The 23,455-nt window shown below is 59.8% G+C and carries 21 protein-coding genes and 1 tRNA gene; 10 read left to right on the plus strand and 12 right to left on the minus strand.

Features of this window, described 5'->3' with window-relative positions:
* Positions 1 to 909: a carbohydrate ABC transporter permease gene (locus J2T09_RS06110; protein WP_306832232.1), complete on the minus strand. Its 909-nt coding sequence runs from the start codon at positions 907 to 909 to the stop codon at positions 1 to 3.
* A 3-nt stretch (positions 910 to 912) separates the two neighbouring features.
* On the minus strand, positions 913 to 1,794 hold the full coding sequence (locus tag J2T09_RS06115; RefSeq protein WP_306832234.1) for a carbohydrate ABC transporter permease: 882 nt from the start codon (positions 1,792 to 1,794) through the stop codon (positions 913 to 915).
* A 212-nt stretch (positions 1,795 to 2,006) separates the two neighbouring features.
* Here J2T09_RS06115 and J2T09_RS06120 point away from each other — a divergent pair, with 212 nt between their 5' ends.
* The gene (locus J2T09_RS06120; RefSeq protein WP_306832236.1) at positions 2,007 to 2,918 is read left to right on the plus strand and encodes an AraC family transcriptional regulator; all 912 of its coding nucleotides are present in this window, start codon (positions 2,007 to 2,009) and stop codon (positions 2,916 to 2,918) included.
* Between the two features lie 22 nt (positions 2,919 to 2,940).
* On the opposite strand, the gene J2T09_RS06125 is transcribed toward J2T09_RS06120, so the two are convergent.
* A complete protein-coding gene (locus tag J2T09_RS06125; protein ID WP_306832455.1) occupies positions 2,941 to 4,578 on the minus strand; it encodes an FAD-binding dehydrogenase in 1,638 nt (545 codons plus the stop codon).
* Between the two features lie 234 nt (positions 4,579 to 4,812).
* On the opposite strand from J2T09_RS06125, the gene recQ reads away from it, so the two are divergent.
* Positions 4,813 to 6,636, plus strand: a complete 1,824-nt coding sequence (gene recQ, locus J2T09_RS06130; protein ID WP_306832239.1) for a DNA helicase RecQ — start codon at positions 4,813 to 4,815, stop codon at positions 6,634 to 6,636.
* Here recQ and J2T09_RS06135 read toward each other — a convergent pair.
* From J2T09_RS06135 to J2T09_RS06155, 5 genes are all read right to left on the minus strand, one after another.
* Positions 6,600 to 7,544, minus strand: coding sequence for a glycosyltransferase family 2 protein (locus J2T09_RS06135; RefSeq protein ID WP_306832241.1), 945 nt, complete (start codon positions 7,542 to 7,544; stop codon positions 6,600 to 6,602). The genes recQ and J2T09_RS06135 overlap by 37 nt on opposite strands.
* Positions 7,541 to 8,470, minus strand: coding sequence for an NAD-dependent epimerase/dehydratase family protein (locus J2T09_RS06140; protein WP_306832243.1), 930 nt, complete (start codon positions 8,468 to 8,470; stop codon positions 7,541 to 7,543). Before J2T09_RS06140 ends, J2T09_RS06135 begins: the two co-directional genes overlap by 4 nt.
* Positions 8,471 to 9,077: 607 nt before the next feature.
* Positions 9,078 to 9,893: a glycosyltransferase gene (locus tag J2T09_RS06145; RefSeq protein WP_306832244.1), complete on the minus strand. Its 816-nt coding sequence runs from the start codon at positions 9,891 to 9,893 to the stop codon at positions 9,078 to 9,080.
* A gap of 44 nt (positions 9,894 to 9,937) precedes the next feature.
* Complete coding sequence (locus J2T09_RS06150; RefSeq protein ID WP_306832246.1) at positions 9,938 to 11,365, minus strand: mannose-1-phosphate guanylyltransferase/mannose-6-phosphate isomerase; 1,428 nt, start codon at positions 11,363 to 11,365, stop codon at positions 9,938 to 9,940.
* Between the two features lie 55 nt (positions 11,366 to 11,420).
* Entirely contained in the window at positions 11,421 to 12,839 is a 1,419-nt protein-coding gene (locus tag J2T09_RS06155; RefSeq protein ID WP_306832248.1) for a phosphomannomutase, read from the minus strand.
* A 367-nt stretch (positions 12,840 to 13,206) separates the two neighbouring features.
* Here J2T09_RS06155 and J2T09_RS06160 point away from each other — a divergent pair.
* A tRNA-Gln gene (locus J2T09_RS06160) sits at positions 13,207 to 13,281 on the plus strand.
* A gap of 22 nt (positions 13,282 to 13,303) precedes the next feature.
* On the opposite strand, the gene J2T09_RS06165 is transcribed toward J2T09_RS06160, so the two are convergent.
* Positions 13,304 to 13,579: a hypothetical protein gene (locus J2T09_RS06165; protein ID WP_306832250.1), complete on the minus strand. Its 276-nt coding sequence runs from the start codon at positions 13,577 to 13,579 to the stop codon at positions 13,304 to 13,306.
* Between the two features lie 232 nt (positions 13,580 to 13,811).
* Between J2T09_RS06165 and J2T09_RS06170 the strand changes: the two genes are divergently transcribed.
* From J2T09_RS06170 to J2T09_RS06200, 7 genes are all read left to right on the plus strand, one after another.
* A complete protein-coding gene (locus J2T09_RS06170) occupies positions 13,812 to 13,943 on the plus strand; it encodes a hypothetical protein (protein WP_306832252.1) in 132 nt (43 codons plus the stop codon).
* A gap of 6 nt (positions 13,944 to 13,949) precedes the next feature.
* Positions 13,950 to 15,644, plus strand: a complete 1,695-nt coding sequence (locus J2T09_RS06175) for an ABC transporter permease (protein ID WP_306832456.1) — start codon at positions 13,950 to 13,952, stop codon at positions 15,642 to 15,644.
* A gap of 1 nt (position 15,645) precedes the next feature.
* On the plus strand, positions 15,646 to 16,788 hold the full coding sequence (locus tag J2T09_RS06180; RefSeq protein WP_306832254.1) for an ABC transporter ATP-binding protein: 1,143 nt from the start codon (positions 15,646 to 15,648) through the stop codon (positions 16,786 to 16,788).
* 42 nt (positions 16,789 to 16,830) lie between these two features.
* On the plus strand, positions 16,831 to 17,949 hold the full coding sequence (locus tag J2T09_RS06185) for an ABC transporter substrate-binding protein (RefSeq protein ID WP_373458384.1): 1,119 nt from the start codon (positions 16,831 to 16,833) through the stop codon (positions 17,947 to 17,949).
* 76 nt (positions 17,950 to 18,025) lie between these two features.
* On the plus strand, positions 18,026 to 18,847 hold the full coding sequence (locus J2T09_RS06190) for an inositol monophosphatase family protein (RefSeq protein WP_306832256.1): 822 nt from the start codon (positions 18,026 to 18,028) through the stop codon (positions 18,845 to 18,847).
* Positions 18,844 to 19,458: a dual specificity protein phosphatase family protein gene (locus tag J2T09_RS06195; RefSeq protein ID WP_306832258.1), complete on the plus strand. Its 615-nt coding sequence runs from the start codon at positions 18,844 to 18,846 to the stop codon at positions 19,456 to 19,458. Before J2T09_RS06190 ends, J2T09_RS06195 begins: the two co-directional genes overlap by 4 nt.
* Entirely contained in the window at positions 19,455 to 20,483 is a 1,029-nt protein-coding gene (locus tag J2T09_RS06200; protein WP_306832260.1) for a LacI family DNA-binding transcriptional regulator, read from the plus strand. Before J2T09_RS06195 ends, J2T09_RS06200 begins: the two co-directional genes overlap by 4 nt.
* Before the next feature lie 3 nt (positions 20,484 to 20,486).
* On the opposite strand, the gene J2T09_RS06205 is transcribed toward J2T09_RS06200, so the two are convergent.
* From J2T09_RS06205 to J2T09_RS06215, 3 genes are read right to left on the minus strand one after another with little or no spacing between them, the layout of a single operon-like run.
* The gene (locus tag J2T09_RS06205; RefSeq protein WP_306832262.1) at positions 20,487 to 21,269 is read right to left on the minus strand and encodes a heme ABC transporter ATP-binding protein; all 783 of its coding nucleotides are present in this window, start codon (positions 21,267 to 21,269) and stop codon (positions 20,487 to 20,489) included.
* Positions 21,266 to 22,336: a FecCD family ABC transporter permease gene (locus J2T09_RS06210; protein WP_306832264.1), complete on the minus strand. Its 1,071-nt coding sequence runs from the start codon at positions 22,334 to 22,336 to the stop codon at positions 21,266 to 21,268. The genes J2T09_RS06205 and J2T09_RS06210 overlap by 4 nt, the downstream gene beginning before the upstream one ends.
* Before the next feature lie 11 nt (positions 22,337 to 22,347).
* Positions 22,348 to 23,235: a heme/hemin ABC transporter substrate-binding protein gene (locus tag J2T09_RS06215; RefSeq protein ID WP_306832462.1), complete on the minus strand. Its 888-nt coding sequence runs from the start codon at positions 23,233 to 23,235 to the stop codon at positions 22,348 to 22,350.
* Between the last annotated feature and the right edge of the window lie 220 nt (positions 23,236 to 23,455).

A 23,455-nucleotide genomic window follows, 5' to 3' on the forward strand; every position in this document is an offset into this window, starting at 1 on the left:
TCAGCCCTTCCTGCCTCCCGCAGAAATCCCTTCGATGAAGTAGCGTTGCGCTGCAAAGAACACGACGAGCGCAGGCGTGATCGTCAGTACCGACATCGCCAGGATGCGGTTCCATTCGAAGGCTTCGGTTGTATCGATTGAGAGTTTGAGCGCGAGGCTCACCGGATATTTGTCGACGGACGAGATGTAGATCAGCGGTCCGAGAAAATCGTTCATCGTCCACATGAACTGGAACAGGCAGACCGAGACCAGCGCCGGGCCGAGCATGGGCACGACAATGAAGACCAGCGTCTGCAGGCTGTTGGCCCCATCGACACGGGCCGCTTCCTCCATATCCGTCGGCAGCGAGCGCAAAAACTGCACCAGCATGAAGACGAAGAAGGCATCACCCGCGAGTGCCGAGGGCACCCAGAGCGGCAGAAAACTGTCGAGCCAGCCGAGATCCCGGAAGAGAATATATTGCGGGATGCGGGTGACGACATTGGGCAGAAGCAGGACGGCGATGACCGAGCCGAACAGGATTTTCTTGAACGGAAAATCGAAGCGCGCGAAGGCGTAAGCCACCATCGTGCAGGAGATCGCCGTGCCGATGACCTTTGGCAGGATGATCAGGAACGAATTCCAGAAAAACCGGCCGAACGTATAGGGCGTCGATGTCTGCCAGCCGCGAACATAACCCTCCACCGTCGGGCTGTTCGGCAGGAAGCCTGCGCCGGAAAAGATTTCCGAATTGGTCTTGAAGCTCGCGCCGACCAGCCAGATCAGCGGGTAGAGCATCAGAAAGCCGACGCCGAAGAGAAGCGCGTAGCGGACGACCGAAGAGATCAGGTCCATGCGAGCCCGCTTTGCGGCGGCGGCCTCGTCTTGTGTGCGGATCGATGTTGTGTTGGACAAATGGATGTCTGTCATGGCTCAGCTCCTCTTGTCGCCGGCGTAATAGACCCACTTTTTCGACGACCAGAAGGCCACGAGGGTCAGGACCATGATGATGGCGAAGAGCACCCAGGCGATCGCCGAGGCATAGCCCATGTTGAACTTCTTGAAGGCTTCCTCGTAGATGTAGAGGGGCAGGAGATAGGTGGATTTCAGCGGGCCGCCCTGCGTGATGATGTAGGGGCCATTGAACTCTTGGAATGCCTGAACCATCTGCATGACGAGGTTGAAGAAGATGACCGGCGTCAGAAGCGGCAGGGTGACGAAGATGAAGGTCGTGACCTTGCCGGCGCCATCGATGGAGGCCGCCTCATAGAGCGACTTGTCGATCGACTGCAGGGCGGCCAGAAAGATCACCATCGCAGAGCCGAACTGCCAGCAACGCAGAAGCGTGATGGTGAACAGCGCATTGGTCGGATCGCCGAACCAGTCCACCGGGCCGAAACCCAGCGTGGCGATCGCCATGTTGACGAGGCCTTCGGTGGAAAACAGGTAACGCCACAGAACGGCGATGGCGATCGAGCCGCCGAGGATCGACGGCACGTAAAAGGCCGTGCGGAAAACGTTGATGAACTTCAGCTTGTAATTCAGGATTGCCGCGATGAAGAGCGCGAAGGCCAGCTTCAGCGGTACCGTGCTGAACACGTAAAGAAGCGTGACGCTCAGTGATTTTTCAAAAGTGCGGTCGCGGGTGAAAAGTCTTTGGTAATTGGAAAGCCCGGTCCATTGCGGGCTGCTCATCAGGTCGTAGCTGGTGAAACTGAGATAAAGCGACGACAGAAACGGTATGGCCGTGAAGATGACAAGGCCGATCAGATAGGGCGCCAGATAGGCGTAACCTAACAAACGTTGTGACCTCATGTCATGCCTCCGGGCGGCAAAAACCGGCCTTTCAAGGCAAATACATTTTTGTGCAAATCCAATTCCTCCTCCAGCCGGAAAGTGCAGGGCTGTTATGCGTCAGGCACTTAGCTATCAATCTAAACAAAGATCAATTTGCTCGTTTGAGCTGTAATACTCGTGACATAATGGGATTTTCGTCCCAGAATGAATAAACAAAGGCGGGAAAAAAGATGGACGAAATCGAAGGTGGTATTCTCTCCAGCATAACGCCGTCCGCGCTGGCGCTGAACCTGACGCGCGCCACCATCAAGATGGAGCATTCACGCACCTGGAGGATCGACAAGACCAACCCCGTGGAGGATCTCGTGATCTGTCTGGAAGGGAGCGGGCAATATGTGATCGAGGGGGAACGCCGGGTCATGCAGCCGGGCGACGCGATGCTCGTTCGGCGCGGCCAGCGGTTTCGCGGATGGAATCAGGGGCAGATGAACTACACCGGCATCGCCCAGCATTTTACGCTCGACATCTACGGCAAACATGACCTCATCGCGCAGATGCGATTGCGGCCAGTTGTGCGTTTGAAGAAATGGGCATTGCTGGAGCCGCTCGTGCGACAATATCGCCAGACGGCGCCGCCATCATCGATCACGCTCAGCCAGCACCATCTCTTCATGTATCTGCTGATCGCCTATATCGAGGACGCGTTTATCGGTTGGCAGGACAGCGCGACCTATCAGGCCGAGGGAGCGGATGCGCTCGATCTGGCCGTGATGAAGGCTGTCGCGATGATTGCTGCCAATCCGCTCGATGTGGATATCGCCGAGGACGCCGTTGAGGCGTCGCCGTTCAATGACGATTATTTTCTGCGTGAGTTCAAGAAGAGGGTTGGGCAGACGCCGCGCAAATATCAGGAGCTCAAGCGCATGGAGCGCGCCATGCACCTGCTGGAGACCGGAATGCCGGTTGCCGCGGCGGCCGCGGAAGTCGGTTATGCTGATCCCTATTATTTCTCACGAATGTTCCGCAGAACGATGGGCCTCAGTCCGCGGGATCACGTCAAGCGCGTCAAGCGGAACCGCAATGGCGGCCTGCTTCGTTTCGACGAGGCGGAGCAGGAGCGTTTGATGAATATGGAGGGCTGAGATGGCGTGACTGGAAATGGCCTCATGCCGCGCGTCCGGCGGCCCTGCCGGAAAAGATGCAGCCGCCGAGAAACGTGCCTTCCAGCGCGCGATATCCATGATAACCGCCACCGCCGAAACCGGCCGCTTCGCCACAGGCATAAAGGCCGATTATCGGCTTTCCGTCCTTGCCGAAAACCTGGCCATCCAGATCGGTTTCCAGCCCGCCCAACGTTTTGCGTGTCAGGATGTGCAGACGCACGGCAATCAATGGTCCCGCTTTCGGATCGAGGATCTTGTGCGGTTTTGCCGTACGCATCAGACGATCGCCGATATAGGCCCGCGCCTGTCGCATGGCGACGATCTGCAGGTCCTTGGCAAAGGTGTTCTGCAGTTCGCGATCACGGGCCTCGATCTGTGTTCGCAGATGACCCAGCGAGATCGGGCGCTCGCCGATCCGGTTCATGCCCTCGACCAGCATTTCCAGCGAATCGGCCACGACAAAATCCTCGCCATGGTTCTTGAACGCCTCCAGAGGCGGCGTTGCCGATCGGCCCAACCGGCTTCTCAGGAGTAGCGGGATGTTTTTGCCTGTCAGGTCCGGGTTCTGCTCCGAACCGGAAAGGGCGAACTCCTTCTTGATGATCTGTTGTGTGGTCACGAACCAGGAATGCGAATATCCGCGCCTGCACAATTCCTTCAATGTTCCGAGCGAATCGAAGCCGGGGAGGGCGGGCAGCGGCAGCCGGTTGCCGGCTGCATCGAACCACAGGGAAGACGGGCCGGGCAGGATGCGGATGCCGTGATTCGGCCAGATCGGATCCCAGTTCTTCAGGCCTTCGGTATAATGCCACATGCGATCGGCATTGATGATGTTCGCGCCGGCTGCCGCCGTATGTTGCAGCATCAATCCATCGACATGCTGCGGCACGCCGCAGACCATCGTTTTGGGTGGTTCGCCGAGCCGGTCCCTTGGCCAGCTTTGGCGCACCAGCGTCTCGTTGCCACCGATGCCGCCGCTGGCAACGATGACCGAAGCAGCCGCAATCTCAAAACTCTGCAGCACCTCCCGGCTTGACGGTTTTCCGCGCTCGGCATCGCTGGGTGCCAGAACCTCACCCGTGACACCTGTCACGGACCCGGCGGTTACCTGCAGGCCGGTCACACGGTGGCGGTGGCGGATATCGACGAGGCCATCGGCCCGTGCGGCCAGCACCCTTTCGACGAACGGGGCCAATGTGCCGGGGCCGGTGCCCCATGTGACATGAAAGCGCGGAACCGAATTGCCATGATCCCCGGCCAGACCGCCACCACGTTCTGCCCAGCCGACCACCGGGAACCAGCGCATGCCGAGCCCATGCAGCCACGGGCGCATCTCGCCGGCGGTGAATTGTAGATAGGCCTCGGCCCAGCGTTTCGGCCAGAAATCTTCCGCGCGGTCGAAACCGGCTGAGCCGAGCCAGTCCTGACGGGCAAGATCAAGGCTGTCGCGAATGCCGAGTCGTCGCTGTTCGGGCGTATCCACCATGAAAAGGCCACCGAGCGACCAGAAGGCCTGTCCGCCAAAACTGCTTTCCGGCTCCTGATCCAGAAGAATGACTTTTCGGCCACGCCTGACCAGTTCACACACGGCGACCAGGCCCGCAAGGCCGGCGCCGACAACAACCACGTCGGTCTGCACATCAACCAATTCGAACTCCTCCCAGCAGATCAATCGGCAAAACCATTTATTGTCGCTTGCAGGGCGTTGTGCAACTCTGGGTTTTTGAGTGGTTTTTGCCGGAGCCCGGATTTGCAACGGGCTACCGGGCGGGTTAGATCAGGCATTCATTGTTTGGTGCCGAGTCAGGTGCCTGCCGCCGGCCGGTCCCTTCTGGAGCGGCAATGCCGTTGACGTTTCCGAAACGAGAGTTTTATGCAGCGCCCTTTTTCCGATCCGACCGAAGCGCTTGAAACCGTCTGGGGTTACAAGTCTTTTCGCGGGCAGCAGGAAGAGGTCATCCGCACCGTCTTGCAGGGGCGCGACGCGCTCGTGCTGTTTCCGACCGGCAAGGGCAAATCGCTCTGCTTCCAGATCCCGGCACTCTGCCTCGATGGCCTGAGCATTGTCGTTTCGCCTCTTGTGGCGTTGATGCATGATCAGGTGGAGGACCTGAAGGCACTCGGTGTCGCCGCCGCCTGCCTTTCGTCCGCCCAGAGCGACGAGCAGAATGCGGAGGTGCGGCGGCGACTGCATGCAGGCGAACTGAAGCTGCTTTATGTGACGCCTGAGCGCATCGTCCTGCCATCGTTCCAGAACATGCTTGGTCGCACAACGGTGTCGCTGATCTGCGTGGACGAATGTCACTGCGTCAGCACGTGGGGCAACAATTTTCGCAAGGATTATCTGGCACTCGGAACGCTGAAAACGCTGTTCCCCGGTGTGCCGCGCATTGCATTGACCGCGACCGCCGATCCGCACACGCGCGAGGATATTATCCGTCTTCTGGACCTTGGCGATGCCAAGGTTTTCGTCGACAGCTTTGATCGCCCCAATATCTATTACGAAATCGTCGAACGCTCGAACGGACGCCAGCAACTGCTTGAGTTCCTGAACAAATTCGAGGGCGAGAGTGGTATTGTCTACTGCCTTTCACGTAACAAGGTAGAAGAAACCTGCAACTGGCTGAACGAACAGGGTTTTCGAGCACGTTATTACCATGCGCGCATGGAGCCCGAACTGAAGGCGGAGGTTCAGGAAGCGTTCCGCATGGAAGAAGGGCTTTGCCTCGTCGCCACCGTCGCTTTCGGCATGGGCATCAACAAGCCCAATGTCCGTTATGTCGCGCATCTTGACCTGCCGGCCTCCGTGGAAGGGTATTATCAGGAGACCGGCCGCGCCGGCCGCGACGGCCTGCCGTCATCGACCTTCATGACCTACAGCATGCAGGATATCGTCCAGCGGCACCGGATGATCGAGGAAAATGCGGAATCCTCCGACGAGACCAAACGCATCGAGCGCGCCAAGCTGAACGCGCTTCTGGCAATCTGCGAAACCGCCGGCTGCCGCCGCACCGCCATCCTGTCGCATTTCGGCGAGCGTTTTAGCCAGCGCTGCGGCAATTGCGATACCTGCCGACAGCCGGTTGAACAGTGGGACGGCACCGATGCGGCGATCAAGGCGCTGGCGGCAGTCTACCGCACCGGCGAGCGTTTCGGCACAGGCCATCTGATCGACGTCCTGATCGGCAAGGAGACGGAGAAGACGCAGAAATTCGGCCACACGGCGTTTCCGGTTTTTGGTGCGGGGCGCGAACATTCCGTGCAGACATGGCAGTCGGTGTTCCGGCAGTTGCTGGCCTTCGACCATATCGGTATCGACCACGGCAATTACGGCGCTGTGGTCCTGCGCGAAAGCGCTGCCGATGTGTTCAAGAAACGCTGTCAGGTGATTTTCCGCAAGGACAAGACGCGGGCCGACCGCAAGGCGGCGAGGGCATCAGGTTCGAGTTCCGGTGCCAACAGCCGGGCGGGACTTTCGGAGGTCGAAGCCGTTCTCTTCGAGCGCCTGCGAAAACTGCGTCTGGAAATCGCCAAGGATGCCGGTATCGCGCCCTACATGGTCTTTCCGGATACGACGCTGGTGGCATTCGCGCGCGAGCGGCCATCCAGCGAACGCGAGATGCTTGGCATTGCCGGTGTGGGCGATACCAAGTTCAAACGTTATGGCGACATGTTTCTGGAAGCCATCGCTGACTGAGCTTGTAGCTTGCCCATGCGGTTGCGCAGGCCGTGCCAGATGCCGAGCGTCATCATCCTGGCTTGCTGGCGGCGATCCTCGGCGACAATACTGAAAAAGGCGAATTGCTTCAGCAGGCGATAAAGCAGGATTACCCGCCATGCCGTCGAAATCCAAGGGCGACGACACAGCCACAGCGCATTGCGGAAATGATAATAGTGTCGCAGGGCACTGTGCACCGGAATGCGCCGTCCCCGGAATGAAAACCATTCATCGCCGAGCGAGTGCTGCATCTTTGCCGTATAGACCCCGAAAGAGTTCATGCCGAGCATTTGTGCGCGCAGACCCCATTCGATATCCACGTAATCGATGAACATCGCCTCTTCCATGAGGCCGACCCTTGCAAAGGCCTCGGCCGGGATCAGGCATCCTGACGCGATGAGAAAGTCGGCTTCAGCCATGTCATTTTCCGAAGACATCGGTCGACGTGCGATGGAAAGACCCTTGCGGTAGACAAAAGGGGCTACCTCGCCTTGCCGTTCGTCCGTATAACTGGGGCCGACCGCCGCGACGCGTTTTCCGGACGCCTGCAATCGCTCTAGCGCCAGCAACAGGTGCTGCACCATATCCGGCGCCGGTATGCTGTCCTGATCCAACAACAAGACATGCGTTGCGCCACCGGTAAGCATATGTTGGATGCCGACATTCTGTGCATGCGCGATGCCGTGGTTGTCACCAAGGTTTTCCGTGGCGACGCGCAGTTCAGGCGACAATGAAGGCAGGTCTGTCGCAACGCCATTGTTGACGATCAGGAGTTCGGAAACCTGCGGCCTTATCGCTTCGATGAGTTCGAGCAACGCCTGATGATCCGGCTTGTAGCTAACAATCACCCCGGCGATGCGGACCTCAGCGGCAGAATTTCCGTTCATTTCAACTGTCGTTTCAGGGTCGCGACCATCCGGTCGAGGGCCTCCTGAACCGAATATCGCGGTTTCCAGCCGGTGTCTGCCTTCAGCCGCGCGATATCCAGCACATTGGCCGGAATGTCGAACGAACGGCCCTTTACGTAGGACACGTTCGGTTCCGTGTCTGCCGCGACGCCGATCATGCGCAGAAGCTCGTTGAGACTGGCACCATCGCCGGAGCCGACATTGTAGGTCGGCACCCGATCCATCGGCAAAGGCGGTGCGGTCATGATGGCGATCAGTGCGCGTGCCGCGTCACCAACATCGATATAATCGCGGACCACGCTGCCATCGCCCCAGATTGTGACCGGTTCGCCCATCACCACCTGTCTGGCGAAAATCGACGCAGCCCCCTGCAGCTTTGCCGGTGATTGCGAGGCGCCGAACGGATTGCTCAGCCGGGCGACACGAACATCCAGCCCCTGCAGCTTGCGGAAATTGGCCGCGTATTGTTCGGCTGCAACCTTGGTGACGCCGTAGATACTGAGCGGGTCGAGCGGATGATCCTCCGGGATCGGCAGTCGTCTGGCCTTGCCGTAGACCGTGCCGCCGGACGAGACGAAAACCAGCGGCACCGGCATGGTCTTGGCGATCTGCTGGAAGACGGCCAGAAGACCGCCGAGATTGGTCTTGGCATCCGCGGAAGGATCGTTTTCAGCGGAACCCGGCGTGGTCGACCATGCCAAGTGAAAAATGCCGTCCGGCCTTGCCTCGATGATATTTGCGACGGTTGCCGCATCTTGCAGGTCATATTCCACCCAGCGCTGCGTATCATACATGGGATGCCGCCCGCGCGTCGCAAAGATGACCTCATGGCCAAGCGCACGCAGTTCCAGAGCCAATGCGGAGCCGAGAAAACCCGTTCCACCCGTGATCGCAAACCTCGCCATCAGTCCTCTTTCTCTTGTTGAAAGCCCACCAGATGCCCCTGCAGGGACAGAGTGCAATTATCGATATCAAACAATGAATTAGGCAGATTTATTGAGCGCGCCGGGGTCAATCTGCGCGATTGCGCATCGTCCGCGAGCCGGCAGATAGCAGCACTTGCGGGCTCTCTATCCAAAAGCGAACGGCGGTTGCCGGCGAGGATCATCTCCTGATCATGTCAGGGCCAAGGAGCGCGCAGCCTGACGTCATCATTGCGATAGGCATTGAGGCACTCCTCTTGGTTTTCGCGGAATTGCCGCGTCGGCAACTCACAACATCCGATAGTCCGTCGGCATTCCATTCGCCAAATAGGCCGCAAGGATGACATCGCAAGGCCTTTTTCGTGACGATTACCCATTCAGTTAGCGGCTTTCGGCAACTGCGGCAACCGATACGTGACTATTGGTCGGATTGCACGCATGAAATCGAGAGCCCCCATCTCGTGAATCGGGAGGTTCGGAGTAAAATCAGTGCGGCATTTTTTCAGTCGTCAGATATCGGCAAAACGCCGCTGCCATGCTCCACACGTGACAATGTAAATGCAGGCCGGTGACCAACTTTTCGACAGGTTTAGAAAAACTTGAAGCCCCATCTTCGGTAGAAGCTGAAGGCTGATTTGCTGAATTGATATATGTGCCAGATGCCCTTGCGGGATGCATTGCCGCCGCCGTGGACAATAGTAACGTCAGGTGCGTAGGCGATATCACCTTCGGAACCTACACGCAGCGACAGATCAAAATCCTCGAAATACAGGAAATAACGGTCGTCAAAGCCGCCCAGTTTCCGGACTGCATGCCCACGGAAAAACATGAAGCAGCCGCCGACGATCGGTGGGTTCCAATAAACGCCGTGCTTTTGCACGTCGCGCATTTCGTAACGATCAAGGCGCGATCGGAACCGGTCACGGATGAAACGCGGCGCGAAACCGCGCAGGGCAAGGTCCAGCACGCTTGGAAAACGCTTGCACAGATAGTGACGCGTGCCATCCCCGGAACGGGCAAGCGGCGTGAGCAGCAGACAGTTTGTATGTGTCTGCATGAAGCGGGCAGCGTTGCCGAGTGCATCGGATGCCATCACGACATCCGGGTTCAGCACCAGATGAAAATCGCCCGTATCCGGTAGTACGAGATTGTTCGCTCGCCCGAAGCCGATATTGCCGTGACCTTCGATCAACGTGCTGCGGAGTTGGGCGAAGTTTTCGTTGAGCCAGGATGACAGATCGGGAGCGGGCGAATTGTCCACGATCGTCACGGACACGTCGAGATCCACGGCGTGAGCGATTGCTGAAGAAAGGCTCGCGAGTGTTCGCGCAAGATCCTGCCGGTCAGGCTTGTAAACGACGACACACACGGTGAGGTGCGCAGGCGCAATGGAGCCATCAGACATGGATGCCCTCGCGTGCCTTGTAAAGCCGCGTCATGATGGTCGGGTCATTCTCGGCCAAACTCATCGCTGACGCGCACGATGTCGTCTTCGCCGAGATAGGAGCCCGTCTGTACCTCGATCATTTCCAGAACGATCCTGCCCGGATTGTAGAGACGATGCAGGTCGCCTTGCGGAATGTAGATCGACTGGTTTTCGCGAACGATGCTGACGGTGTTTCCAATCGTGACTTCCGCCGTGCCCTTAACGCAGATCCAATGTTCGGAGCGATGGAAATGTTTTTGCAGCGACAGTTTCTTGCCCGGCAACACGAACAGGCGCTTCACCTGGAAACGGTCGCCGTTGAGAATGGACGTATAACCACCCCAGGGACGATAACATGTCGGGTGGGTTTCCGTCAGGTTTGATGTTGCCTTCACCGCCGCCAGTTGCCTGACCAGCTTGCCGACCTCCTGAGCCTCGTCAAGACGGCCCACATAAACGGCATCCTCGCTGGCGATGACCGCGACATCCTTGACGCCCTGAACGGCGAGGTGGGATGCACGGGAAAGCACAAGCGAGTTTTCCGTGTTCACGACGGTCGCGTTGCCGATGACGACATTGCCCTTGTCATCCTTGTCGCCGAGTTTCCACACCGCATCCCAGCTGCCGAGATCAGACCAGGCAAAGGAAGATGCCACGACTGCGGCATTGGTGGTCTTTTCCATGACAGCGTAATCGATCGAGATGTCGGGGCTCGTCTGGAACGTTTCCTGGTCGAGGCGCACGAAATCGAGGTCGACGGTCGCCTTTTCCACGGCCGCTTTGGCCGCCTTGCAGACCTGCGGGGCAAAGGTTTGCAATTCGCTGAGCAGAAGGTCGGCGCGCGACAGGAATATGCCGGAATTCCACAGAAAGCCGCCCGACGACAGCATATCTTCCGCCACGGACAGGTTTGGTTTTTCCACGAAACGCTTGACCGCATATGCGCCGCCGGCAAGCGGTTCGCCCTGCTCGATGTAACCGTAGCCGGTTGCCGGCTCGGTCGGGGCGATGCCGAAGGTGACGATCTTGCCGGACATGGCCGTATCGCGGGCAGTGGCAATGGCCGCCTGCCATGCCTCACCCGGGTCGATTTCGTGATCCGAGGCGAGCAGTTGCAGCAATGCGCCGTCTCCGAACCGGCTGCCGAGGTAATAGGCGGCTGCGGCAATGGCTGCGGCGGTGTTGCGAGCGACCGGTTCGAGCAGGATGGCGGACAGGGCGACACCGGCTTCACGCGCCTGTTCGGCGACGTTGAAGCGAAAATCCTGGTTGGTGATGACAACAGGCGCCTCGAATATCGCCTTGTCGGCGACGCGCGCGAGTGTCTGCTGAAACAGCGAGGTTTCGTCGACGACCTGAATGAACTGTTTCGGTGCACTCGAACGCGAAAGCGGCCAAAGGCGCGTTCCCTTGCCACCGGCCATGATGACGGGAATGATTTTCTGGCTCATGTGTGGCTCCGGTCTTGAAACGTCTGAACTGAAGGAGAGAGCGGATGTTGGCACATCAGTGATTACGCATCCAGTTCCTGACAAGGGCAAGGCTTTTTTCGAGTAGCGACGCGGCGGTCTTGGCATCCTCGGATTCGACATAACACCGCATTTCCGGTGCATTTCCGGAGGGGCGGAAATGCACGATGGATCGATCCGAAAGGGTGATCCTCAGGCCGTCAATATCGCTGATATCCGAAACGGTTCCGACCGGCGCCATGAATGCATCCAGATTCCGGCGCGCGGAACGCAGATGGGCCATCAAGGCAGCGCTTTTCTCAACGGCAGTGTTTTCAAGGCGATCCGCAAGAGCATAGGGCAGGCGAAAACCGGCGGCGATCTCCGAGAGCGGGCGACGTTCCTTGGCGGCAAGCAGGAGAGCCGCCAGAATGGGCACAAAGCTGTCGCGTGTCGGAAGCGCGCTTAAAGTAGAATTCGGGGTGGTGAAACGCGATCCCAGCAGCACGCCGCCGTTTGCTTCGAACCCCATCACAGCCTGGTCACCGGCGGCAATGGCCGTGTTCATCGCTTCGATTACGAACGGTGAGCCGACCCTGGTTCTGACGACCCGGAAATCACCGGCATTCTCGATCCCGGAATTGGATGTGACCGGGGTTACAACACGTTTTGCATCGAGAAAACGTGCGACAATCAGGCCGAGCAGATCGCCGCGCAGCGGTGCGCCTGTCTCGTCGGCGATCAGCGGGCGGTCTCCATCTCCGTCGGCGGATACGATCGCGTCGAGCGCGTGTTCCCGAACCCAGCCCGTCATGAGGTCGATCGTCTCCGTCGAGACGGCTTCGGTATCGACCGGGATGAAATGGTCGGAGCGGCCGAGCGGAACGATCTGTGCACCATATCCGGCGATCACGTCGACAAGCAGATCGCGTGCGACAGTGCTGTGTTGATAGACGCCAACCTTCAATCCCGATAGCGCGCCCGCCGGAAGAATGGAGGCGTTACGGTGCAGGAAAAGCTCTTCCGCCTTGCTGTCCGGATTGGTGGAGGGGAGTGCCGAAAGGTCGGAAATTTCGTCGCCTATCCGTGCCGCAATCCGGGTGATCGCCTCTTCGTCGGACTTGTCGATTTCACCGTCGGGCCTGTAGAATTTGATACCGTTGCGGTCCGCCGGAATATGCGAACCGGTGACCATCAGGCAGGCGCAGTGCTGAGACATCGCATAAAGCGCCAGGGCCGGGGTGGGGATAGCGCCACAATTGATGGGTTGCAGGCCTGCATGTTGAAGTGCGGCCATGCATGACGCAGCAATCGATGGGGTCGACGGGCGAAAATCACCGGCGACAAAGATCCGGTCTCCCGGTTTCACGAAACCGGCGTCGAGCAAGTGTCTGGCAAACGCTGTGACATATAGAACCGTGGCAGGCCCCTGAAGATCAGTAACGAGGCCGCGCAGCCCGCTCGTGCCGAATTTCATGAAGGTCCTCTATGCTGTTAGCCGCATTGGCTCATGGGTAAAACGTCGCACTCCAGAGTCAATAAGGCTTTCTTAGGGGCTTGCTTATGAACAAATTCCACCATGCACAAACATGCCGACTTCAAACGCCTTTCCCGCGCATGCGCACCGGGAACCGCCGACCGGCGGCGATACCAGCGGAAGTTAGGGCAGGAGCGCTTTTAGTGAAGATGCAACCTGAGCGAAAATGACGGTGTGGCAACGCGTTAAGGCCGCTTTCGAAAAAGCTGCCATCACATGGATTGCCTAGCCGGAAAAGCTTTGCTAATGGGCTGCATCCGAACGGCTCGCAGATTCCCTTGGGACGTGATGTGGGCCGAACCGATGATGGGGCGTCGCCAAGCGGTAAGGCACCGGTTTTTGGTACCGGCATTCCCAGGTTCGAATCCTGGCGCCCCAGCCATTGCCTATATTAATTATGAAAATCAGCGATTTAGGCGATGATGGAAAAAGCGAAGCATAGCCGCTTCGTGGGTCCTCCATGTGGAATTCCTTGCCCCGCTGGCTGATTGCATCAAAACCAAGCCCTTGATCGGCGAAAGCCCGGCATCCGAAGCTCTGCTGAGCGCATCGATAACGTTCCGGCGGTTTTGGGCGGGAGCAGTAATTTCTACGCTTACCACTTCTCTGGCCAAAAAGGCTGCTGGAGAAATGATCGTGAGGTCATCGAGGATGATGCGGGCGCGGTCATTTAAAGCCATGTCATGAACTGTGCATGGCAAGAATCTGGAAATGCTCACTTGTACATATGAGCATCTTTGTCCTGCTGCAGAGCAGCGTTGTCGCTCAAAACCTGTCGTAATTCCCTGAAATTCGCAGGAATAGTCTAAAAATCGCATTATTGATTGATGCACATACGTGCAAACTGTCATCCTGCTGTCATTGATCGTTCTTATGGTCCTGCCTCGTTAGATGAGAAAAGGGGCGGCCATCATGGTGGCGATCGACAAACAAGTAAGGCGTCAGGACGCCGGTTTCCGGTTCCAAAAACTGCGCCATCGGTTTGCCGTCGCGATGCGTGATCCGGTGATTGCCATCGGGTTTCTGCTTGCAGCCGTCTTCTAGTTTCTCATCCTCGCGCCTGTCATCTCCATCCTGATCAATGTGGCGATCGTGCAGATCGGCGATGCGGCGCGCACAAGGGCACCGGAAGGCGCCTGGACGCTCTATTATCTCACGCGGGCCTTTGCCTCGCGCATGTCGTCCATTCTTCTCTGGCAGCCGCTGCTCAACACGGCCTCGGTCGCCTTGGGTGCCATCGTTTTGTCCATGTCGGTCGGTGGCGTGCTTGCCTGGCTGATCAACCGCACGGAACTTGCCGGGCGCGGCTGGCTGGCGACGGCGCTGATCATTCCCTTCATGCTGCCGACCTGGACGCTGGCGCTGGCGTGGACGACGATTTTCAAGAACCGCACCGTCGGCGGACAGCCCGGCTGGCTGGAAAATCTCGGTTTTGCGACGCCCGACTGGCTGGCCTATGGCCGCCTGCCGATGATCGTCATCCTGTCGCTGCATTATGCGCCCTTCGTGATCCTTATTCTCGGCAGCGCCCTGCAGCGCTTGGATGCGCAGCTGGAGGATTCGGCGCGCATTCTCGGCGCCAGCCGCCGCCGCGTCGCTTTCCAGATCGTGTTGCCGCTGATGCGCCCGGCACTGCTGTCCTGCGGTCTGCTGATCCTCGCGGACTGTATCGGTGAGTTTGCCGTGCCTTATGTGCTGGGCCTGCCGGTCGGTTTCGATACGCTGTCCACCTCGCTTTACCGGGCGATCTCGACACGCCAGACCGGCATGGCGGCGGTGATGGCGGCTGTCATCATGACGATCGGCGTGCTGACGCTTTACATCGATACGCGCATGATGCGTGAAGCACGGCGTTTCGCCATTGTCGGCGGCAAGGGCGCGATGGACCGCCGCCGGCCGCTCGGTCGCTGGCAATTTCCGGCCACGGGTTTTGCTCTGGTCTTTTTCGCGATCGGCGTGGTGATCCCGCTGGGTACGCTGTTCCTGTCCACGATCATGCGCATACCGGGCCGTTTCACGCCGGAAAATTTCACCTTCGATTACTGGATCGGCTCCAATCTCGATACGGTCGCGCTGCGCGATGGCATTCTCCTGACGCCGGAATTCTGGAGCGCCGGACTTAATACGCTGATCATCATCGGCTCCGCTTCGCTTGCGTCCGGCGTGCTTGGCCTGCTGGTTGGTTATGTCGTCATCCGCAGCCCGTTTGCCACGCTTGGCGCCTTTCTGCGGCAGATTACCTTCATGCCTTATCTGGTGCCCGGCATTGCCTTCGCCGCCGCCTTTCTGACGTTGTTTGCCGTGCCGCGCGGCCCTATCCCGGCGCTTTACGGCACGTCGATCATCCTCATTCTGGCGCTGATTGCCGATCAGATGCCGTTTGCCTCCCGCTCCGGCATCGCGGCCATGGCGCAGCTCGGCAAGGAGCCGGAAGAGGCGGCGCGTGTTGCCGGTGCCGGCTGGTGGCGGCGCATGGTCAGCATCGTACTGCCGATCCAGAAACGGGCACTTGCGAGCGCGATCCTGCTTCCCTTCATTTCCGGCATCAAGGGCGTCAGCCTGTTTATCATCCTCGCCGTGCCGGCAACCGACGTGTTGACCACCTATTCGCTGCGTCTCGTCGATTACAACTACACCCAGGCTGCCAACGCTGTCGTGCTGATGATCGCACTTCTGGCGCTCGCCGGCACCATTCTCATCAACCGTCTCACCGGCAACGGTATTGCCAAGGGACTGGAGAGCTGACATGCCCGATATCACCCTCACTCACGTTACCAAGAATTATGGCAGCCACGGCCAGCTGGCGGTCGACGGTCTCAATCTGACGATCGCGAACGGCGAGTTCATGTGCCTGCTCGGCCCTTCCGGCTGCGGCAAGACGACGACATTACGGATGATTGCCGGTCTCGAACACCTAAGCGATGGCGAGATCAGGATCGGCGACCGGGTGGTCGACAGTCTCGGCAGCGGCACGTTCGTGCCGCCGGAACAGCGTCGCCTTGGCCTCGTCTTCCAGTCTTATGCGCTTTGGCCGCACATGACCGTCGAACGCAACATCGATTTCGGCCTGCGCCTGCGCAAACTGCCGGAAGCGGAGCGTCGCGCCAAGGTCAATGACGTGATGGAAAAACTACGGATTCGCGATTACGCGAAGCGGTATCCAGCACAGCTTTCCGGCGGTCAGCAGCAGCGCGTGGCACTTGCCCGCATGCTGGCGGTCAACCCGGACATCCTGCTGCTCGATGAGCCGCTTTCCAACCTCGATGCAACGCTTCGGCTCGAAATGCGCGCCGAGCTGCGCCGCCTGCATGAAGAGTTTGGCACGACGATCGTTTTTGTCACCCACGACCAGTGGGAAGCGATGACGCTGGCGACCACGATTGCGGTGATGAATGGCGGACGCCTGCAGCAGGTGGGTGCGCCGGACGATATCTATTCGCGGCCGGTCAACCGTTTCGTGGCGGAATTCATCGGCAACCCGCCGATCAACATGATCGATCTCGGCGACACATCCTCACAGGGCGGTCTCGCTTCCCGGCTGTTCAGTGACCGGCCGCTTGCGGGCGCAACCGCCGTCGGCATCCGGCCGGAAGAGATCACGCTTGTGCCCAATGCAGATGCGGTGCCGCTGGGCCTGCTCCGGCTCGAGAGCATCATGCCCACCGGCGGCAGCTGGATCATGGAGTTCTCGCTGGGCGCTGAGCGCCTGTTTCACGCCACCCATCTGCGCCCGATGGCAAGGCCCGGCGATATGGTCGCGTGTTTTGCCATGCCGGAAGGCCTGCATCTGTTCGATGCGAAGGGCCGGCGTATCGAGGAAAACGAAATCCGCGCCACAGGCGCGGCACAACCGGCCGGCATCAGCCGTCCGGCACTTTTACCCGCATAACCTCCTCAATAATCCTAGTTTCCATCACTCAAAGGAATACCGATGAGAATTTCCCGCACTCTGATTTCCTCCCTGATGCTTTCCGTAGCCGTTTCGCTGGGTGCCACAAGCGCTGTCGCGGAAGAGGCTTTTGACCTCAATGCCCTGATCGAAGCCGCGAAAAAGGAAGCGCCGATCACCGTCTACAATTCCAGTGGCAAGATCGTCGCCCAGGCGAAAACCTTTTCGGAAAAATACGGCGTCCAGGCGACCGGCATCAAGGCCAACGCGCCGACCACGCTGGAAATCGCCATCCGCGAAGCCCAGGCCAACAACATCAAGGCCGACGTGATGATCCTGCTCGATGCGCCGGCCGGCATCTCGCAGCTGATCGAGACCGGTTATGCCGAAAGCTGGCTGCCGGCGGATCTGGCCAAGGACATCCCGGAAATCTTCCAGAACCCGCTCGTCGTCTATCAGGAGCCGACCGTCTGGAGCTACAACACCGCGCTCAACGACAGCTGCCCGATCACCAATATCTGGCAGCTGACGGAGGCGAAGTGGAAGGGCAAGGTGGCAATGCAGGATCCGCTCGGCAAGCCGTCCTACACCGACTGGTTCAACCAGCTGGAAGCCCATGCCGACAAGAAGATCGCCGATGCCTATCAGGCACTCTACGGCAAGCCGCTGGAAACCGGCGAGGACAGCGCCACCGCCGCCTGGGTCAAGGCTCTTGCCGCCAACAGCCCGCTTCTGACCGACAGCGACAGCTCCGCTGCGGAAGCCGTCGGTGCGCCTGACACAAAGGAAAACTTCGTCGGCATGCTTTCGACCGCGAAGTTCCGCGACAACAAGGATGGCATGAAGCTCGGCCTCTGCGCCGGCATCAACCCCTATTCCGGCTGGAACTATCCGTCGCTGGGACTGATCGCAAAGGGCACCAAAAGCCCGAATGCCGCAAAGCTGTTCATCCATTACATGATGACCGAAGAAGGCATGGCCGCCCAGGCAATCGACGGCAAGATGTCGACCAACACCACCGTCGGTCTTCCGGACGGCGAACCGTCGGGCGTCGGCAAGATTGCCGATCAGATCCAGTCCTACAACGCTTCCACCGGCAAGGCCGACTGGGAAGCCCGCCAGGACTGGCAGGATCTTTGGTCCTTGAATTACAAGAAGTAATCGCCGCATATTCCGTATTCGAAACAGGGCGGGGCTCCTCATACGATGCCCCGCCACCCCTCTGCCGAAAGACCCCATGCTGACTGTCGATGAATTGAACCAACGCGAAGCCCTGCTGCGCACCGTAACGGCTTCTGCCGGGGCGCTGGCGCTCGACGCTTTTCGCACCCGCAAACCCGGCGACTTTACCCTCAAGGGCCGTCAGGATTTCCTGACCGAGGCCGATGGCGCGGTGGAGGCCCATGTTCGCGCCGCCATAACCGCTGCCTTCCCACAGGATGGCATTCTTGGTGAGGAAGCCGGTGGTGCGCTTTCTGAGCGGTTGTGGGTGATCGACCCGATCGACGGCACCGCCAATTTTGCGCGCGGCATTCCACATTTTTGCGTTTGCATATCGTTCTGCGAAAAGGGTGAAACGCTGCTGGGGGCGATCTTCAATCCCGTCACGGATGAATTCTATTTTGCAGCTAAGGGAGCTGGCGCGTCCAAAAACGGCGCGTCCATCTCGGTTGCTGCAACAGAGACGATCGCCAACGCTTCTGTCGAAATCGGCTGGTCGCCGCGCGTGGCGACAGCGGATTATCTGGCCGCACAGGAACGCGTGTTTGCCAATGGCGCCAATATCCGTCGTGGCGCCTCGGGTGCGCTGGCCATTGCCTGGGTGGCCGAAGGCCGCACCGATGGGTATGCCGAATATTACATGAACGCCTGGGATTGCCTTGCCGGCCTTTTGATGGTGCGTGAAGCGGGCGGCGTGACAGGTGCTTATCCGGCAGTGGAAGGCGAATTGCTGACGGGCGGCGAGATTTTTGCTGCAGCCCCCGGCATTGCCGCGGACTTTTCCGAAGCGATGAAGATCGCCGTCACACCGGTCGAGCGCAAGGGAGAAGCGGCATGACGTCCTCTCCGATTTACGAGCGTCCTCATCTGAGCCTGATCCAGAAAAACCTTCCCGGCTGGGATGTCGATCTTTATATCGGCGGTCGTGAGGCGGCCAGTTCCCCGGATCTTCTTGAACGCCATGGCGTCAAGGTGATCGTCAATTGCGCCGTCAATCTTGACGTCAACCTCGTTGATGACGAACAGCCTGTCGAAGATGGACGGGTCGGGTCGGGTCCCGGTGTTGTGCGTTATTACAAGCTCGGCCTTGTCGATGGTGCGGGTAATGCCGATACGATGTTGCTGGCGGGATATTATCTGCTGCGCGGCGCGCTCAGCCAGACTTTTCCGGACAAGCCGTCCTATCCGCGTCGCGACAAGGGCAATGTGCTCGTCAATTGCCGCGCCGGCCGCAGCCGGTCGGTGTCGCTCGTCGCGCTGTTCCTGCATCTGGAAATGCCGGAGCTTTATCCGACACTGGCATCGGCCATCGCCCATGTGCGTGACAAGCGTGAACTGCATCCTGACGAATGGTTCGAAACCCCGAAGCCGGAACTGATCTACGCGGTGGAACGCGCAGCGGAGATGATCCGTCTGATCGAGGCAAACAAGGACAAGGCTGTCGCATGACCAACCGGCCGCCGCAGAATTTTGCAAGTGCAAGCGAGGTTGCGCGCCGGGCCGGGGTTTCCCGCTCGGCCGTCTCGCGCACCTTCACTGCGGGGGCAAGCGTTTCGGACGAAACCCGCGCCAAGGTTCTGGCCGCCGCTGAAGAGTTGAACTACCACGTCAACCATCTAGCGCGTGGCCTGTCGCAGGAAAAAAGCCGGCCGATCTGTATTCTCGGGGGTGACCTCAATGCGCCTTACCAGTCCGCACTTCTGGAAGCGCTGACCCGGCGTATCCAGGCGGCCGGCCGTGCCGTCATGGTCATCAATACGTCCGGCAACGAGGCGGATTCCCGTGCGGCGCTGCACCAGACGCTGAACTATCGCGCCTCCGCCACCATCGTTCTGTCCGGCGCACCGCCTGTCTCGCTGGTGCGCACCTGTATAGAAAGCGGCCAGCACGTCATTCTCGTCAACCGGCAGGGGCAGATCGAGGAAGCCGACCACATCAATCTCGACCACGAGAGCGCCATGAACGACGCCTGGCACATGCTCGCGCGTGCCGGCTGCCGGTCCTTTGCCATCGTCTCCTCCACCAACAATTCGCCGAGCCTCTTGGCGCGAGAGCGCCTGTTCAGCGCCGCCGCCGTCAAGGCGGGTTTCGAGCCGCCGCCGGTGATCAAGACCGGCGCCACGAGTTATCGCAGCGGCGCGGAAGCGGCACGGCTGCTGCTGCCGGGTGCTGCGCGGCCGGATGCCGTTTTCTGCGTCACCGACCTTCTGGCCTGTGGTTTCATGGATATCGCGCGGCAGGATTTTGGCATGAGCATCCCGCAGGATATCTGCGTGCTCGGTTTCGACGATATCGAGCAGGCGGGCTGGGACGGCTATGCGCTGACCACTTTTCGCCAGCCGATCGAGGAAATCGCCGAGATGATTGCGCTGCGTGTTACCGAAGGCCGCGACTTTCCCGAAGCCGGTGCCGTGACGACGCTGAAGGCGCTGCCTGTCTGGCGAAAAACGGTTCGCTCCGGGCCTCAGGGCTGACGGTTACCGGTGCCGTGATTGCGGCAGCACATACGGCATATGGGCCGCCGGCAGACGGCCGACCGCACCGCCGATTCCGTAGACTTTTGCGATCACGTCGTCGGTGATCGTGTCGGTGCAGACGCCCGCCTTGATGACCCGTCCGCCATGCAGAACCACAAGGTGATCGGCGAATTCGGCGGCCAGATTGAGATCGTGCAGGATGGCCAGCACGATACCACCGGCGGAAGCAAAATCGCGTGCGGTTTCCAGGACCGAAATCTGGTGGCCAAGGTCGAGGCTTGCGGTCGGCTCATCGAGGAAAAGCGCGTTCGGCACGCCATCGCTGACGGCCGTCGGGACCTGTGCAAGCGCGCGGGCGAACTGCACGCGCTGCTGCTCGCCGCCTGACAGCGAAGGGTAGGGTCGGCGTTCGAAACCGTGCAGGCCGACGCGCGTCAGCGCTTTTTTCGCCTGTCCTGTCGGGTCCAGCGCGCCGTGTGCCACTGCCCCCATGCGGGCGATTTCCAGCGCCGTGAACGGAAAGGCCAGTTGTGTTGCTTGTGGCAGGACTGCACGGCATTTGGCGAGATCTTCCGGCCGGCAGGTTTGCAGATCCTTGCCGTGATAGGTAACGAAACCCGCGTCCGGCTGCATTTCACCCGACAGAACCTTCATCAACGTCGATTTGCCGGCGCCGTTCGGGCCGATCACGACCGTGAAGCAACCGGGCCGCAGTTCAATATCGACCGAAGTGATGAGGTTGCGGCCGCCACGGGAAACGGTGAGATTTTCAGCAAGGATCATGGCAGGTCACGCATGCTGATGCCGTTTTTGCCGAGCAGCAGAAACAGGAAGACGGGTGCGCCGAAAAGCGCGGTGATGACACCGATCGGCTGTTCGGCGGGTGCCGCGACGGTCCGCGCCACGCTATCGGCGATCAGCAGAAGCGCGCCGCCGCCGAGCGCCGAACCAGGCAGCAGGAAACGGTGCGACGGCCCCATGATCTGGCGCAACAGATGCGGCACGATAATGCCGACAAAACCGATCGAGCCGGCGACCGCAACCGTGGAGCCGCAGGCAGCAGCCACCGCGATAACGACGATCTTTTTCAGCCTCTGCACCGGTATGCCCATATGAAAAGCGGCGGCATCGCCCAGAATGAGCGCGTCTAGTCCGCGTGCGACAAAGGGAATGATGACCAGCACAGCGCCGACGAATGGCAGGATGGAGAAGACGCGCTCAAAGGTTGCGCCGCCGAGCGATCCGAGATTCCAGAAGGTGATGTCGCGCAATTGGCGATCGTCGGCCATGAAGATGAGCAGGCCCATCAGTGCCATGGCCAGCGCGCCGATGGCGATGCCGCAGAGGATGAGGGCGGTGGTCGAGGTGCGGCCGTCACGGGTGGCGATCACGTAAAGCGCCCAGGTGTTGAAGAGGCCACCGAAAAAGGCCATGAGCGGCAGGAACTGGGCGCCGAGCAGCAATGCAAGTGGCGCCAGAATGCCGTTGCCAAGCACGATGGCGGCAACTGCCGCAAGGCCGGCGCCGGCGGTGACGCCGACAATGCCGGGATCGGCGAGCGGGTTTCGAAACAGGCCCTGCATCATCGCGCCCGAGACGGCAAGCCCTGCACCGACCAGAAGGCCGAGTGCCGTGCGCGGCAGGCGGACGGCTTCGAGAATGACGCGTTCTTGTGTGGTCAGGCTGTCGGCATTGCCGGTGAGATAGGACCAGAGATCGGCAAGGCCGACGCCGGTCGGGCCGACGCCGAGCGAGACCAGACAGGCGATGACGAGCAGCACGACGAGGCCCATCAGGACAAAAATGCCCTGATGGGTTCTGTCCCCATCGATCGCGGGTCGCAGCGGCATGGAGAGCGCCTTCATGGTGCCGTGATCTCTTCCGGATAGAGTTTTGCGGCAAGCGCGCGGGCCGCTTCCGGCGTGCGTGGGCCAAAACCAAGGAGAAGCAGGCCATCCATGGAGATCAGCGCCTTGTTTTGCGCAGCCGGCGTCGTCTGCATGGAGGGGAGCGCAAACACCTGCTCGGGCGTGATGGAGTGATCGCCACGCGACATGGACAGGATGACGTCGGGTGCGGCGGCGATGACCGCTTCGTCCGACAATGGCTTGTAGCCGTTGATCGTCGGCGCGGCGTTGATGCCGCCGGCCATCTCGATGACGGCGCCCGCCTCGGTGTCGGCACCACCGGCCATGACGCGGCCGTTCGACAGCGACAGGACAAAGAGAACCTTCTTTTTGTCCGCCTTGATCTTCGCCACGTCGGCGGCAAGTGCCTTCAGGCCGGCTTCGGTCTGGGTCGCCAAGGTCTCCGCCTTGTCGGACTGGCCGACAGCGGCACCGACGTCACGGATTTTCTGACCGATCTTGTCAGCTTCCGGCGGCGTCGGGACGACCACCATCGGCACTTCGCTGGCTTTCAGGATCTCGATGACAGGCGGCGGGCCGGAGCCTTCCTCCATCAGGATCAGATCCGGCTTCTGGCCGAGGATGCCTTCGGCGGAAAGGGCGCGCATGTAACCGACATCCGGTTTGGCATTGGCGGCAGCAGGGTAAAAACTGGTGGAATCACGGGCAATGATACGGTCCTGCGCGCCGAGATCATAAAGGATCTCGGTGATCGTGCCACCGATCGAGACGATGCGTTTGGCGTCCGGATTGCCTTTTTCGGCCGCCAGGGCGGCGCCGGAAGCGGTAACAAATCCCAGAAAAGCAAGAGAAACAAAGCGAATGAGACGACGAGAGACCACGAAAATGCCCTTTCTGCCGGCGATCTCGGCTAGGAAAACCGCTGCACCGATCTTATAATTGGACACTGATACTCAAGTTTGTTTGCTTTGCAAGCCGCAGCGGTGCGATGCCCTTCACGAATTCGAGCATGCGACGGCATTATGACAGCGAACGGCGATCCATTGTCACATTCGTGTCACCAGACCCGCGCAAGCGTCGCTATGCATTGTCAGTTCTGCA

It is taken from the genome of Neorhizobium huautlense (genome assembly GCF_030811685.1).
In the GTDB taxonomy this organism is placed as follows: Bacteria; Pseudomonadota; Alphaproteobacteria; order Rhizobiales; family Rhizobiaceae; genus Neorhizobium; species Neorhizobium huautlense_A.

What these genes read in the sequence shown, in the direction of transcription:
- J2T09_RS06185 (WP_373458384.1), top strand. Translation starts at nt 16,831, where the DNA reads ATGAGAATTTCCCGCACTCTGATTTCCTCCCTGATGCTTTCCGTAGCC.
- J2T09_RS06120 (WP_306832236.1), top strand. Translation starts at nt 2,007, where the DNA reads ATGGACGAAATCGAAGGTGGTATTCTCTCCAGCATAACGCCGTCCGCG.
- J2T09_RS06150 (WP_306832246.1), bottom strand. Translation starts at nt 11,365, where the DNA reads ATGAGCCAGAAAATCATTCCCGTCATCATGGCCGGTGGCAAGGGAACG.
- J2T09_RS06165 (WP_306832250.1), bottom strand. Translation starts at nt 13,579, where the DNA reads ATGGCTTTAAATGACCGCGCCCGCATCATCCTCGATGACCTCACGATC.
- J2T09_RS06145 (WP_306832244.1), bottom strand. Translation starts at nt 9,893, where the DNA reads ATGTCTGATGGCTCCATTGCGCCTGCGCACCTCACCGTGTGTGTCGTC.
- J2T09_RS06135 (WP_306832241.1), bottom strand. Translation starts at nt 7,544, where the DNA reads ATGAACGGAAATTCTGCCGCTGAGGTCCGCATCGCCGGGGTGATTGTT.
- J2T09_RS06205 (WP_306832262.1), bottom strand. Translation starts at nt 21,269, where the DNA reads ATGATCCTTGCTGAAAATCTCACCGTTTCCCGTGGCGGCCGCAACCTC.
- J2T09_RS06190 (WP_306832256.1), top strand. Translation starts at nt 18,026, where the DNA reads ATGCTGACTGTCGATGAATTGAACCAACGCGAAGCCCTGCTGCGCACC.
- J2T09_RS06195 (WP_306832258.1), top strand. Translation starts at nt 18,844, where the DNA reads ATGACGTCCTCTCCGATTTACGAGCGTCCTCATCTGAGCCTGATCCAG.
- J2T09_RS06210 (WP_306832264.1), bottom strand. Translation starts at nt 22,336, where the DNA reads ATGCCGCTGCGACCCGCGATCGATGGGGACAGAACCCATCAGGGCATT.
- J2T09_RS06110 (WP_306832232.1), bottom strand. Translation starts at nt 909, where the DNA reads ATGACAGACATCCATTTGTCCAACACAACATCGATCCGCACACAAGAC.
- J2T09_RS06155 (WP_306832248.1), bottom strand. Translation starts at nt 12,839, where the DNA reads ATGAAATTCGGCACGAGCGGGCTGCGCGGCCTCGTTACTGATCTTCAG.
- J2T09_RS06170 (WP_306832252.1), top strand. Translation starts at nt 13,812, where the DNA reads ATGGTGGCGATCGACAAACAAGTAAGGCGTCAGGACGCCGGTTTCCGG.
- recQ (WP_306832239.1), top strand. Translation starts at nt 4,813, where the DNA reads ATGCAGCGCCCTTTTTCCGATCCGACCGAAGCGCTTGAAACCGTCTGG.
- J2T09_RS06180 (WP_306832254.1), top strand. Translation starts at nt 15,646, where the DNA reads ATGCCCGATATCACCCTCACTCACGTTACCAAGAATTATGGCAGCCAC.
- J2T09_RS06115 (WP_306832234.1), bottom strand. Translation starts at nt 1,794, where the DNA reads ATGAGGTCACAACGTTTGTTAGGTTACGCCTATCTGGCGCCCTATCTG.
- J2T09_RS06140 (WP_306832243.1), bottom strand. Translation starts at nt 8,470, where the DNA reads ATGGCGAGGTTTGCGATCACGGGTGGAACGGGTTTTCTCGGCTCCGCA.
- J2T09_RS06200 (WP_306832260.1), top strand. Translation starts at nt 19,455, where the DNA reads ATGACCAACCGGCCGCCGCAGAATTTTGCAAGTGCAAGCGAGGTTGCG.